The sequence below is a fragment of the Enterococcus pallens ATCC BAA-351 genome, from assembly GCF_000407485.1.
GTDB lineage: Bacteria > Bacillota > Bacilli > Lactobacillales > Enterococcaceae > Enterococcus_A > Enterococcus_A pallens.
Window position 1 is genome coordinate 362,776 of the sequence record NZ_ASWD01000004.1, and the last position, 13,298, is coordinate 376,073.

A 13,298-nucleotide genomic window follows, 5' to 3' on the forward strand; every position below is an offset into this window, starting at 1 on the left:
CATGAGCTATCCAATTATTATTTGTGAGGATCAACTGATTCAGCTGCAGCAGCTGGATACGATCATCCAAAACTATTTGTTATTTCACAATGATCCCTTTGAGGTAGTCTTAAAGACTCAGAATCCGCTGGAGGTAAAGAAATACCTGCAGCAATTTCAACCAAAAAACGGGGTTTATTTTTTAGATATCGATTTGAACCATAAGATTGACGGCATTGACTTGGCCGAAACCATTCGCAATGCTGATGCACAGGCGAAAATTATTTTTATTACAACTCATGAGGAGCTGGCTCCCCTTACTTTAAAAAGACGGGTGGAGGCATTAGGCTTCATTACTAAGGACCAACCGTTGGAGGATTATCGGACGGAAATTATGGAGCTGTTGTCAGTAGCTCAAGAGCGAATTGCGACAGCTAAGAATGATCAGGGGCAGAATTTTACCTTTTCTATTGGTACTCAGACCTTCAACCTTAATTTGGCTGAGGTTTTGTTCCTAGAGCCTTCAACTATTCCTCATCGTGTGGTTTTGCACACTGTGAATGGCCACTATGAATTCTACGGCAAGCTGCAGGATTTGGAGAAAGCTTATCCCGCATTGTTTCGAGCCAGCCGTTCTTGTTTAGTGAATTTAACAAAGGCTCGAGAAATAGATTTTGCTAACCGTACAATTCATTTCAATGCTGAGCTAAGCCGTACCTTTGCTTTAGGTAAAGCTAAGAAGCTAAAGGAACGGTTAGAAAAAATGAAGTAACTTATTGAAGGGAGTAAGCCTTGTTCAAATGACTGCTATCTCATTTATTCCTCAACAGGATGAAAAGGATTGCGGCGTTGCCTGCATCGCCATGATTCTAAAGCAATACAAAACCAAAATACCGATCCATAAGCTGCGGGAGCTGTCGGGAACCGATTTAGAAGGAACCTCCGCCTTTGGCTTGAAAAAGTGCATTGAGCAGCTGAATTTCGACTGCCAAGCGATTCAAGCTGATCAAGGCGTGTGGCAGGAAAAAGAGCTGCCTTTTCCCTTAATTGCTCATGTGATTATTGATGATACATATATGCACTATGTTGTCGTATACGGCGTAAAAGGGGATACCTTACTCATTGCTGATCCTGGTCAAGGAAAGCTTAAAAAGAAGATTACCGATTTCGACCATGAGTGGACTGGAGTACTTTTGCTAATGACTCCAGCAGCAGAGTACCAGCCGAGCAAAGAAAAGGTTGCTGGCCTAACCTCTTTTCTCCCGGTTTTGTGGCAGCAAAGAGGACTTATTTTTCATATTGTTCTAGCAGCCTTATTTATTACCTTGTTTGGTATTGCCAGCTCTTATTATTTCCAAGGAATACTTGATTTCTTCATTCCGAATCAAGCAATGTCTACCTTAAATATCGTCTCAGCAGGATTAATCGCTGTGTACTTGTTTAAAGTATTGTTTGAGTACAGCCGTAATTATCTGTTGGTGATTTTAGGGCAGCGAATGAGTATGGCAGTCATGCTGCGCTATTTTAAGCATGTGCTGACTTTACCGATGAGTTTTTTTGCTACGCGGAAATCAGGGGAAATTATTTCTCGCTTTTTAGATGCAAATAAGATTATCGATGCGCTTGCCAGTGCCACATTATCAGTATTTTTGGATATCGGGATGGTTTTCATTGTAGGAACAACCTTAGCGATTCAAAACGGACCGCTTTTTTTGATAACCTTGGCCTCTCTTCCTTTTTATTTGGCTGCGATCTTAGCTTTTGTCCGCAGCTACGAGAAGGCGAATCAGGCAGAAATGTCGGCTGGTGCAGTTTTGAATTCCAGTATTATTGAAAGTTTAAAGGGGATTGAAACGATTAAAGCCTACAATGGCGAAGAAAAAGTCTATAATCGGGTGGATCGGGAGTTTATCCAATTGATGAAGACCTCCTTTAAGACGGTCACTTTAGATAATGTTCAACAAGGAATCAAGCAAGCCATCCAGCTGGTGAGCAGTGCCTTGATTTTGTGGCTAGGGTCTTACTACGTTATCGATGGCTCAATTAGTATTGGTCAGCTGATTACATACAACGCACTACTGGTCTTCTTTACTGATCCGCTGCAAAATATCATTAATCTGCAGGTGAAAATGCAAACAGCTCAGGTTGCCAACAAACGGTTGAACGAAATCTTTGCTATTTCTTCTGAAAAGGAAGAACAAGGTGCTGCGAAACACTTCTCTTCTACTATCTTCCAGCAAGGAATTCAGCTAGACCAGCTTTCTTTCTCCTACACGATGAAGCTGCCTACCTTAATCGATATTACCTGCACTATTCCACCCAATAGTAAAATTGCGATTGTTGGTGTCAGCGGTTCAGGAAAATCAACCTTAGCGAAGCTGCTGGTTAATTTCTATGCTCCTAGCGAGGGGCAGATTCGTTTTGGCAACGTCAATATTCTGGATATTCAGTCGCAAGAATTACGGCAGCGAGTGACCTATGTTCCCCAGGAGTCTTTTTTCTTCAGCGGAACAATCTTGGAAAATCTTACCTTTGGCTTAGCATCTCTGCCGCCTTTTGAGCGAATTTTAGCAGTATGTGAGCAGGTTCAGCTCACTTCCTTTATCGATCAGCAGCCTTTACGCTTTGAGACTCTATTAGAGGAAGGCGGCGCGAACTTATCTGGTGGGCAACGCCAACGTTTAGCGATTGCTCGAGCACTGCTGCAGGATGCAGATATACTGATTTTAGATGAAGCCACCAGCGGATTGGACACCTTATTGGAGCATGCTATTATGCAAAACTTACTGCAGCTAGAGGATAAAACGATTCTATTCATTGCCCATCACCTATCCTTAGCTAAAGCCTGTGAACAAATCCTGGTTATGCATGAAGGACAGCTGGTGGAACAAGGAACCCATGAAGAATTACGCTGCAATCATGGAATGTATCAACGCTTGTGGGAAATATAGGGGGACTCTGTGATGCAAAACAATCAATGGTTGGATCATTCCACCGTCTATGCTCAACACCACTCTACCTTCTATCGCTGGGTTCTCTATCCAGTAATTGGGGTCTTAGTATTAGGCAGCTTGTTTTTGTTTCTTGGCAAGACCGAGGTAGTCATCCGCACCAAGGCTCGGATTACCTCCTTAGAAACAAAAAAGCTGCAAACACCAATAAATGCAAAAATAAAAGTAAATCATTTAGCTGAAAATAAAGAAGTCAAGAAAGGCGAGCTGCTGCTGTCCTTTGATACAACCGGGATCGAGATCGAAAAACAGCAGCTGGAGCAGCAAAATACTTCCTTACAGGAGCAACAACAAGCGATTCACACCTTTATTGACAGTCTGAATCAGGAAAAAAATCTATTTGCGGCAGAAGATTCTTACGGTTACGCCAATCGGGTAAATGTCTATTTAGCAGCAAAGGAAGAAATTCAGGAAAGCAATCAACAGCTGCGAACCAATCAGCAGCAGCAACAGGATGCCTTCAACAAAACCAATACTCAGTTGACGGATCAACTGACTAAACGACAAGCTGAACAAAGCCAGTGGCAGCAGGTTCGATCTGCTTGGGCCGGCCAGCAAGCTTTGGCAGGCTTTCCTTCAGACATCACGTCTAAATATCAGACTTGGCAGGCACAGCTGGCTGCTAGTCCTGATGAGCAAAAGGAAGAGCTAAAGGCCACTATCTTAAGCACAATTGATACACAGCTAAGTCAGCTCAAAAATGAAATCGAACAGCTGCAGCTAGAACAAGGAAAGTTAGCAGCACCTCCATCGGCTGAACACGAGATCAATGGACAAGCCACTAAGAATACCCAGAGCAAAGAGCAGGCTATCTCTGAGGCAAAGCAAAAATTATCAGAGATTACCGAAACAATTGCTCACAACAACAGCAGCCTGCAATCCTTAAACGAGCAATTAAAAAACAGTCAATTGCTGGCTCCCTCAGATGGTGTTCTTCACTTAAACGAAGAAAGTAAAAATATCTCTGAGCTGCCAAAGGGAAGTCTGGTGGCAGAGCTGTACCCAAATCAGCCAAAAGACTCGATGGCTTTTACTGCTCAAATTCCTGCGAACCAAATGAGTCATGTCAAAATAGGGATGCCTGTTCACTTTAAGTTAGATAAAAAAGGGGTTACTGAAAAAAGGATAGATGGCACACTAACGCGAATTGCGGAAACCAGCGATCTGACAAAAGACGGCGCCTTCTATCAGGTGGAGGGACAACTCCCCATCGAAGATCAAGCAGTCACTCGTTATGGATTGACTGGCGACCTGTCCTTAGTTGTCGGCAAGAAAAGTTATTGGCAAAAGATAAAAGATATCTTGTTAAATCAAGAGTAAGTGTCTTTTTATGGAGGGAGATCGGCTTTATTGGCCGGTCTCATTTTTTGTGGGGCTGTTACTACTAGCATCGCAATTTAGCTGCAAAACACAGCAACCAAATGTAGCCATTTCTTTTACTCATGCGATGACTGGTTAAAAAGCCCTACTCACAGGTTTGATAGCACAAAAAAAGCTAAACCTCTGTGTGTTAGGTCTAGCTTTTATGCTAATTAACAGCTCTACTTTATTAATAGCCATATCTAATGTTCGATAGAGAAGATAATTTTTTCAGTTTGCTCGATTGACCCGCCGATAAAGCAACTCCATCTTCTTTAAGTGCATTTGAAATATCTAAATTCATCCGACTCAAAATAAAAGGCACAGAGGATTCTTTTTTAGTCAATTCTTCTTTATAGGTCCCTAATATCTGCTGCAAGAACTTATTGTCAGAATCGTTAGCCAGCTCATTCAATAGTTCGGTAATGATAGTTACCGCTTGTTCTCCTCGATCTTTTCCACCTGAGAACCATTTCAACTTACTATCTATTTCACTTCTTTCAAACTGTCTGTTTTATCACTTAAAATCCTTATAAAAAATAACTATCTCAACTGCACACAGCTATCCTTTGTTCCATCCAGCAGCTCCACCTGTAGCCCAATTTGCTGCGGCATTATTCCCGATAATTCCAATCGCTTTGCCCCAATCTACTGAGCACGAATATTTCCCGCAGGATAGACCGTTGCCGTAGTATTTTCCACCAGTTATTTCTATCAGTTCTTTGGCACTTAATGCTTTAATGTTTTGCACATTTCGGTATGCTCCTTCAAGTTATTTTAGTACAAAAGTACTTTATCACAGCTAATTTATTCGCGTGAAAAACCATCCTGAACCCAGAGAAATTTATTTTAAAGCCTCCTTTGTTTAGTAAAAAATGTTCTACATCTACAGAAAAAGCCTTACTCAGACGCAATCAATAATCTGATTACGTTTGTCCACAGTCCATCACTGCTGTTGCGTCAGTCTTTTTCTATTGGGAATTTTCTGAGTAAATATTTGCTATAACACCCAATGTAAAAATTAGAGTTCCTGCTAAGAAATTTTGCATCGAAAAATTTGAAGACTTAGACAGGAGAATCCAAATAATTAGCATGAACATTATTATTTGGATTATTCCTTTGAGAACAGCTCTTTTAATTCCAGCCATGTTTTGGAGTTTTATTGTAACCAAATTTAATACAACCGCCCGCTACAGCACCACCGGCTGCTCCAGCTAAGAAACTTAAAGGACCTCCAGGAGCACCAGCGATAGCGCCGCCGATAGTTCCGTTAGTACAACTATTACCCCCAGTAATTTTTTGCATTTTTTGAATATTTAATTCTTTTACGTTTTGCATAATTCAATACACTCCTTATAAACTTTTTTGTACATGTACAAAAAAAATGTAACATATCTACTTTGTTCATGGAGAAATTCATCTTGAATACTGTTTATTTCTTCTTGAACGAAGAAATAAGGAAGCCATTTCCTTTCCAATAAATTGACTTACGTTAAAACTCATAGATTTAACATCACAAAAAAAAGCTAAGCCTTTTTGCATTAGGTCTAGCTTTTATGCTAATTAGCAGTTCTACTTTATTAATAGCCATATTTAATGTTCGATAGAGAAGATAATTTTTTCAGTTTGTTCGATCGACTAGTTGATAAAGCAATCCCATCTTCTTTAAGTACATTTGAACTATCTAGATTCATCCGACTCAAAATAAAGGACACAGAGGATTCTTTTTTTTTAATTTTTCTTTATAGGTTTCTAATACCTGCTGTAGTGACTTTTGTCAGAATCGTTAGCCAACTCATTTAATAGTTCGGTACACTCCTTCAAGTTACTTTAGCACAAAAGTACTTTATCACAGCTATTTTATTCATATGAAAAATAGACCTGAACCATAGAATTCCACCTTAAATCATCCTTTGTTTAGTAAAAATGTGTATATCTGCAGAAAAAGTCTTATTCATAATTTTGATATCATGACAACATTTTGACCGACCAAAAATCTTTTTCATTTGCCTCTTCTAACCCATACTAATCAAATCTGCAGCTTCAATACGTCCAGGTTGAACTTTTTCGATGGACTCTCGACCTACCCAAGTTGAAAGTTTCTCAATAAACCATTCAATGGATTCATCACCAGAAATAGTTGGGCAATTCCAGACAGGATACTCCCACCATTTTAACGCTAATAGTGTCTGGCAGATATCTTTGCTAAACCGATAACGAATGATCTTAGCTGGAACTCCCCCGACAATTGCATAGGGAGGGACATCCTTGGTTACCACTGAACCAGCCGCAATTACTGAACCCGTTCCAATGCAAATCCCTGACTTCAATAATACATCTTGTCCGATCCAGACATCGTTCTCGATAGTCACTCCTGTTTCGGTACTCTTTTGCTGATCAAATGGTGTTTGGACGAACCCACCGACCTGAGCTTTTTGAACAAAATCCCATGATTGACCAATAATCTCTCCAGGAATAGTTATAGGAGATGTGGTAAATCGAGTGAGCGGATGCTGCGCAGACATCAGCTTAACATTCGAAGCAATCGAGCAATACCGTCCAATAGTAGTTTTTGAAGGAAGCATACTTGAAGAATAACTGTACATTCCCATAGTTGGTAATGATTTATCAAATGAATTCACTGTGTAAATACAATTACTCTCCATATAAAAAGCTTCATCAATTGTTAAATAATGATTGTCTGCCAGCCCTTCCTGTTTATACACTGAAAAAAATATTTCTTGTCTCTTAAAATGATTCCTAATTTCCGGTGTGATTTCAATTGTTCTCATGCTTTCTCCCTAACCCGTTTAGAGTTTTTCCCTATTTGTCCTCTAATCCATTTTCTTTATCGCATACAAATACTCCCAAAAGTCGCTTTCCCACTGATCCAGTGTAGAAAGATGCTCCCACGGCATTGAATATTTTTCAAACTCCACAAAATGTCGGACCTTTACCTGCTCTCTAGCCTTTTGAATTTCTAAGAATTTGTTTGGGTTTGTACTTTGGGCCCAATTAAATAGCCAATAATCATCTTTTTGATAGTTATACTCATAAGGCAGTAAACGAACACTTTTTTCGCAAAGAATATTTAGAATCGTTTGATCTAAATAAAGATATTCGTTCTTGTTTATCAAACTTAAAATCTCTTCAGGCTTAATCAGCTGGTTGAATTTCGCGACATTAAAAAGGAGAAACCCAGAATTAAAATAGTTCTTCATCGTTTGGACCCCAAAATGCTCTGCACTATCCTCTTTGTCGCTAATAATCGTAAAATAAAAATCTCGTACTGCCGCAATCGCCTTGTCTTCAGATATAAGCTCAAAAAAGTTCATTACATTATCATAAACAATCGTATCATTATCTAAATACAGAATACTTTCATAGCTACTAAAATATGAAGGCAGAAATAAACGCCACAAGGTGACTTCTGGAAACCGCGAATTATGATAGTTTTTTATACCTTTTACTATTTCAGGAGGATACCAGACACTGATAGATATGCCTTTTTCTCCATAAAATTTAGCGATACTTTTCAGCTTTATTATTTCTTCATTTCCTAGCTCACTTACAACAACTAGTACATCCAGGGGTTCTTTCCCCTCATAATTATGTACAATTGAAGCAATTGATACTGCAGCTAATTGTATATGAGGCCCAGACACACAATAAACGACTGCCCTTTTCTTCATAATTCACATCCAAAAAATCTTTTAATAAGTACCCCCTTATTCTCTTGAATGGAGGATCTTTTCTAATCCTATTTTATAACGTAGAATTTATCGTCTGCTGTTTTCTCCCAAACTTGGGAAATGAATGGTTTTAACAAAAATTTCAAAGAAACCCTTTTAGATAGTACAAAGATGCTGCAAAACAGTTCTGATTATCTTAGTGTTTGTTTTCGCATCTATACAAAAAGCATGAATACCTAATCAGAGCTGTTTTTTCTAGCGCCATATATTATGGATTGTTATGAGAATAGAAAAAACAGCGCAGATAAGTTCATTATCTACGCTGCATAACATATTTATTTCATCATTGACTGGTACAACTCAATGATTTCCTTCACGCTTGCATCTCGAGGATTACCTGGAGAACAAACATCTCGATATGCATCTTCTGCAATCTTAGGAATGTCCTCTTCTTTTACCCCTAATTCTTTTAAGCTTTGAGGAATACCAACATCAATTCCTAATTGTTTAACCGCCTGTACCGCAGCATCTCTGACATCGTTAAGTGACATTTCTTTAGCTCCAGCAACATTCATTTGTACAGCAATATCTCGATACTTTTCACCGGTATATTCTTTGTTGAATTCCATAATTAGTGGTAGTAAAGTTGCACAGGCTACTCCATGCGGCGCATTATACCAAGCACTTAACGGATGAGCCATACCATGAACCAAACCTAGACCTACATTAGAGAATCCCATCCCTGCAATATACTGCCCTAAAGCCATCTCCTCACGAGCCGATTGTTCTCCTGCAACTGAGTCTCTTAAGGACCGACTGATAATTTCAATTGCTTTGAGATGAACCATATCTGTCATTTCCCAAGCACCTTTAGTAATGTAACCTTCAATGGCATGTGTCAAAGCATCCATTCCAGTTGAAGCACACAGCCCCTTAGGCATTCCCATCATCATATCACTGTCTACGAAGGCAACAACTGGAATATCGTGAGGATCAACACACACAAATTTACGAGAGTTATTTTCATCCGTAATTACATAATTAATCGTCACTTCTGCGGCAGTTCCTGAGGTTGTCGGCACTGCTAAAATAGGCAAAGCAGGGTGTTTAGTTTCGGCGGTTCCTTCCAAACTTAACACATCTTCAAATTCTGGATTTTCCATAATGATTCCGATGGCTTTTGCAGTATCAATTGGTGAGCCGCCACCAATGGCAATAATGTAATCAGCATTCGCCTTCTTACATGCAGCTACACCATTTTGTACATCTCGTATCGTTGGATTAGGGACAATTCCATCATATACTTCGTGGTCCAACCCAGCCTCATTAAGCAGGTTGATTACACGAGTAGCTACCTCAAACTTAATTAGGTCTTTATCTGTCACTACTAAAGCTTTTTTAAAGCCTCTACTTTTAGCCTCAGCGGGAATTTCATTGATCGCGCCTTTTCCAAAATAAGAGGTTTCGTTTAAAATCATTCGATTGATTGTCATATCATTTCTCCTTAAATTTTTTGGAACAGAATTCACGTACATGCTGTCCAACTTGCTCTCTCAATAATTGGTACAGTATTCCTTTATTAGCTCCTCGGCTTCTCTTTTTCTTTTGAAGAAAACTTTTTCAAATTGGACATTCGTTTCTATCTGTACACAATATCGATTGTCTACACTCCCAACAGCCATTTTCTGGATACTGTTCACTGGAATCAATTTGAATTGACCATCTATTAAATCAAATAAAAGAAAATTTTCTGTACCGACTACTTGCCCTTTGTTTGTGACAAATCTACGGTTATTTTTAATTTCCTTGATTAGTTTTTTATCTAGCTTTTCAATATCACTAAACTCATCGATATCAAAATATTGTTTAATCGCATCTACAAGAACATTGTCTTTTGAAAACTTCTTTTTTCTTCTCAAAAACAAAAATCCTAGAAAAACAGCTAGATAAAGAGCAGCTAACAATTGAATATCCGAGGATTTAAAGTTTTTCTCTAAGAATAAGCCATTAATTAGATACATCAGTAAAATCATTAAAGCACCCTTTAAAAAAATTTGCAGTTGGTTCAATGTTTTATCCAGCGTAACTTTACGCAATAAAATCCCTTGGCCTCCCATTTCAATTCCTCCCACAATTCATTTCGAAAAACTCATGAATTTCCTTCTCATAGCGCAGATTTTTCATAACAGAAGTAAACCCCTGCTCTTTCGTAAGTTCGTATAACCGTGTTACAGCCTTAATATGACTCTTTTTATCCTTTGGGGCAATGACAATAATAAGACTGATAAAAATTCCTTCCGCAAATTCAACTGGTTCGTCTAGCTTCAACAGAGACATTCCAATTTTATAGACGCCATCTTCAGGACCAGCATGAGGAATTGCCACATTGGGAGCAATAACTGAATACGGATATTCCGGATCATGATGTTCTATCACCTTTTCAATATAGTCAGGAGAAACATACCCCTCTTTTATCAGTGGTTTTCCTGCAATCCGAATTGCTTCTTCTACCGACGCCACTTTTCGATATATCTGAATATGAGAGATTGGTAATAGATCGACTAGCGACGGATCTCTTTTTTGATAGGCTTTAACCTCTAAATTCATTTCAGAAGAAAGAACACAATTTTGCAGTTCCTTAATCAACTGCTCTTCGTCTACTACATTCGTATTTTTCTTGACGATGTTGATGACATTTTTGATTAGTTCTTTATTTTCTGAACCAATCCTTGATCGATCAAAATTCACTCTCCGCCGGACTTCATTTTTTAGTTGAAGTTTATCTTCATCTGTAAGTAAATGATTTACAATAAATAATTCTTTCGTTGTATTTACAGGGACAGTGGAGAATACCATATCGATCTTTTCCATGTCTTCTTGGTAAAACTCCCTTAGCGACATGTTTTGAATGAATTCAATATCCGCAAAAAGAAGCTTTAACTCCCCTAGCAGTAATTTGGAAACAGATACACCATGCTGGCAAATAACAACTGCGCGCTTCTTTTTATTCTTATTATCTAATTCTTCATTAATAAAACTAAGAAGAATAATGGATATGTAGATCAACTCACCTTCAGGAAAAGAAATATCTAAATACGCTTCAATCATTCCAATAGACTGCTTGACTAAAGGATGAATAAATTCATAGTTTTCGATACTATCCAAGGACAACATTTCATTATCTGGCAGTCCAAACTTGATACGATAATAGGCCGGAATAAGATGCTGATACAATGCTTCTTCTAAATGAATTTTATTCTTAATATCTGTAATGCCTAAAATTTCGAAGTTGTTGATAAAGGCTCTTATTTTTTCTAACAGCTCTAGATCTTTATAGGGAGAACGAATTTTGATTAGACTCGTGCTTAGTAGCTGTATAGAAATAAAATGAACTTCAATCCATGAATTTTTTTCTCTAAAGAAAGGCTTTAAGGCAGTATAAACTTTAGAATAGAAATCTTTTTCTACCATTTGAACATAGCTGCCAATCTCACCTTCTCTGATCATATTTTCCTGTTGAGATCGTGTAGAGCACATGTAACTAATCAAGTAGAGATCTTGCAATTTTAATTCTGTGAATTCTAACCCTAATTCATGCTCTAAATGATGAATCCTTTCTTTAATCTTCTCTAATACAGATGTTTTAACACCAATAACTGTTAAATAATTTTCTAAACTATCTTCAGTTTTTTCGATTTCTCTAATCATCTTGATCCCTAAACGACGAATTTCTACTTCATTTCCTGTTAGAAAGAACCCTTTTTTTCTTGAGAAACCTAGCTTAATTCCCAATGGATCCAGATGCTCAGCCTGCAGCCTTTTTTTATCTTTAATAACTGTGTTTTTACTAACGAACATCTTTTCAGCTAATGTCTGCAATGTTTCTTCTTGGTTTAATAAAATGATCATGTAAAGGAGGCTGCTTCTTTCTTTATCAGAGAAATGGATTGTTGGGGACACTTTAGCCACGTAACTTTTGATCTCTTTTTCGTCTCCAGTGAGTGTAAAAAACACTCCTTCTTTTTTTATCTTTCCTAAAGAACTCATTTCAAGGTCCGCATTAATTTTCCTTATCCGGTAATCAATTTTACCTTTTGACAGATTGAATTTTGTTTCTAAAGAAGTTGAAGAAATGCTATTACTTAAAAGAATCGTCTTCAGCAACTGTATCTCCAACATATCCATGATTATTTCCTCCTTGGTCCATTGCTTATAAACGGATCAACATATCACTTGTTCCACGCTTAAAATAATCATTTAAAACATCCCTCAATAAATAAGGAGAACGTGGAATCGCATCAATTGTATCTCCCGCAATATGTGATGTGATGATTAAATTATCCAGCTTCAACAAAGGGTCCCCCGCCTGGATCGGTTCTTCCCAGACAACGTCTGTTGCTGCGCCGGCTATTTGATGAGTTTCTAGCACTTCAATGAGATCAGCCTTGTTAACAATGTCTGGTCGTGCAGTATTGATTAAATAGGCAGATGGCTTCATCTTCATAAACAATTCTTTATTGATCATATTTGTGGTCTCAGGTGTAACCCTCACGTGAAGTGAGAGGATATCGGCTTGTTCAAATAATTCGTCCAATTCCATAAATTCAATTGCCAAGTTTTCAGCTTTAATTTTTTCTCGATCGACAAACGGATCATATGCCATAACTTTGACTCCTAAATTATTCAATCGTCTAACGACTAACTTTCCAATATAACCTAGGCCAACCAATCCTACTGTTAGATTAGCTAGCGTTGTTTTATAGGGGTCATTAGGAAATTGCTTTGGCCACTTTCCTTGCATAACTTGCTGGTGAGAAAAAGCAATATTTCGTGTTAACGCATAGATTAATCCGATTGTAAAATCAGCAACAGGTTCTGCATTTCGAATCACATGAATCAAAGGAATCTTTCTTTTTTTTACTTCTTCTAACGCTATATGCTCTAATCCACCTCGACAAGTTCCAATTAATTTCAAGTTAGGAGCAGCTTCTAGCATCGCTTTTGATATCGGAGCAATATGAACTAAAAGATAGTCTGCGTCTGATAAATCCGATAAAATCCCTTCAGGTATATCAACATTTTCTGGTCCATTTTGTTCAATTATTTTTATTTTTTCTTGAAATTGCTCTTTATTCAGTTCACTGTACCATTCATATTTTTTTACCTCAATTGGCTGTTCAATAGCCAATTCAAGTGCTGCCTGTTCTAGTACCTCAGCTGATACTAATCCATCTCCGACTACGATAACTTTCGACAT

The 13,298-nt window shown here is 38.1% G+C and carries 12 protein-coding genes; 3 read left to right on the forward strand and 9 right to left on the reverse strand.

Translation table 11 applies throughout. The annotated features are described in order from the left end of the window. The first annotated feature begins 1 nt into the window (after position 1). From I588_RS19360 to I588_RS19370, 3 genes are read left to right on the forward strand one after another with little or no spacing between them, the layout of a single operon-like run. A complete protein-coding gene (locus I588_RS19360) occupies positions 2 to 751 on the forward strand; it encodes a response regulator transcription factor (protein ID WP_010758557.1) in 750 nt (249 codons plus the stop codon). 28 nt (positions 752 to 779) lie between these two features. Next, positions 780 to 2,930 carry a peptide cleavage/export ABC transporter gene (locus I588_RS19365; RefSeq protein ID WP_010758558.1) on the forward strand — a complete coding sequence of 717 codons (2,151 nt, stop codon included), beginning with the start codon at positions 780 to 782 and terminating at the stop codon, positions 2,928 to 2,930. Between the two features lie 12 nt (positions 2,931 to 2,942). Further along, positions 2,943 to 4,310, forward strand: a complete 1,368-nt coding sequence (locus tag I588_RS19370) for a bacteriocin secretion accessory protein (protein WP_010758559.1) — start codon at positions 2,943 to 2,945, stop codon at positions 4,308 to 4,310. A gap of 229 nt (positions 4,311 to 4,539) precedes the next feature. On the opposite strand, the gene I588_RS19375 is transcribed toward I588_RS19370, so the two are convergent. The 9 genes from I588_RS19375 to I588_RS19415 form a co-directional block, all read right to left on the reverse strand. Then, a complete protein-coding gene (locus I588_RS19375) occupies positions 4,540 to 4,827 on the reverse strand; it encodes a bacteriocin immunity protein (protein WP_010758560.1) in 288 nt (95 codons plus the stop codon). Positions 4,828 to 4,911: 84 nt separating this feature from the next. Continuing rightward, positions 4,912 to 5,100 carry a leucocin A/sakacin P family class II bacteriocin gene (locus tag I588_RS19380; protein ID WP_010758561.1) on the reverse strand — a complete coding sequence of 63 codons (189 nt, stop codon included), beginning with the start codon at positions 5,098 to 5,100 and terminating at the stop codon, positions 4,912 to 4,914. A gap of 383 nt (positions 5,101 to 5,483) precedes the next feature. After that, positions 5,484 to 5,687 (reverse strand): Blp family class II bacteriocin, encoded by a 204-nt coding sequence (locus I588_RS19385; RefSeq protein WP_010758562.1) that lies wholly within the window; start codon positions 5,685 to 5,687, stop codon positions 5,484 to 5,486. 677 nt (positions 5,688 to 6,364) lie between these two features. After that, complete coding sequence (locus I588_RS19390) at positions 6,365 to 7,141, reverse strand: CatB-related O-acetyltransferase (RefSeq protein ID WP_010758563.1); 777 nt, start codon at positions 7,139 to 7,141, stop codon at positions 6,365 to 6,367. A 42-nt stretch (positions 7,142 to 7,183) separates the two neighbouring features. Then, positions 7,184 to 8,041, reverse strand: coding sequence for a glycosyltransferase family 8 protein (locus tag I588_RS19395; protein WP_010758564.1), 858 nt, complete (start codon positions 8,039 to 8,041; stop codon positions 7,184 to 7,186). A gap of 335 nt (positions 8,042 to 8,376) precedes the next feature. Next, positions 8,377 to 9,534, reverse strand: a complete 1,158-nt coding sequence (fucO, locus tag I588_RS19400; RefSeq protein WP_010758565.1) for a lactaldehyde reductase — start codon at positions 9,532 to 9,534, stop codon at positions 8,377 to 8,379. A 60-nt stretch (positions 9,535 to 9,594) separates the two neighbouring features. Next, a complete protein-coding gene (locus I588_RS19405) occupies positions 9,595 to 10,158 on the reverse strand; it encodes a hypothetical protein (protein ID WP_010758566.1) in 564 nt (187 codons plus the stop codon). A 1-nt stretch (position 10,159) separates the two neighbouring features. After that, positions 10,160 to 12,226 (reverse strand): BglG family transcription antiterminator, encoded by a 2,067-nt coding sequence (locus tag I588_RS19410; protein ID WP_010758567.1) that lies wholly within the window; start codon positions 12,224 to 12,226, stop codon positions 10,160 to 10,162. A gap of 25 nt (positions 12,227 to 12,251) precedes the next feature. Continuing rightward, positions 12,252 to 13,298 carry a 2-hydroxyacid dehydrogenase gene (locus I588_RS19415; RefSeq protein ID WP_010758568.1) on the reverse strand — a complete coding sequence of 349 codons (1,047 nt, stop codon included), beginning with the start codon at positions 13,296 to 13,298 and terminating at the stop codon, positions 12,252 to 12,254.

Coding starts and splice junctions, on each gene's coding strand:
- I588_RS19360 (WP_010758557.1), top strand. CDS start 2: ATGAGCTATCCAATTATTATTTGTGAGGATCAACTGATTCAGCTGCAG.
- I588_RS19365 (WP_010758558.1), top strand. CDS start 780: ATGACTGCTATCTCATTTATTCCTCAACAGGATGAAAAGGATTGCGGC.
- I588_RS19370 (WP_010758559.1), top strand. CDS start 2,943: ATGCAAAACAATCAATGGTTGGATCATTCCACCGTCTATGCTCAACAC.
- I588_RS19385 (WP_010758562.1), bottom strand. CDS start 5,687: ATGCAAAACGTAAAAGAATTAAATATTCAAAAAATGCAAAAAATTACT.
- I588_RS19390 (WP_010758563.1), bottom strand. CDS start 7,141: ATGAGAACAATTGAAATCACACCGGAAATTAGGAATCATTTTAAGAGA.
- I588_RS19395 (WP_010758564.1), bottom strand. CDS start 8,041: ATGAAGAAAAGGGCAGTCGTTTATTGTGTGTCTGGGCCTCATATACAA.
- fucO (WP_010758565.1), bottom strand. CDS start 9,534: ATGACAATCAATCGAATGATTTTAAACGAAACCTCTTATTTTGGAAAA.
- I588_RS19405 (WP_010758566.1), bottom strand. CDS start 10,158: ATGGGAGGCCAAGGGATTTTATTGCGTAAAGTTACGCTGGATAAAACA.
- I588_RS19410 (WP_010758567.1), bottom strand. CDS start 12,226: ATGGATATGTTGGAGATACAGTTGCTGAAGACGATTCTTTTAAGTAAT.
- I588_RS19415 (WP_010758568.1), bottom strand. CDS start 13,298: ATGTCGAAAGTTATCGTAGTCGGAGATGGATTAGTATCAGCTGAGGTA.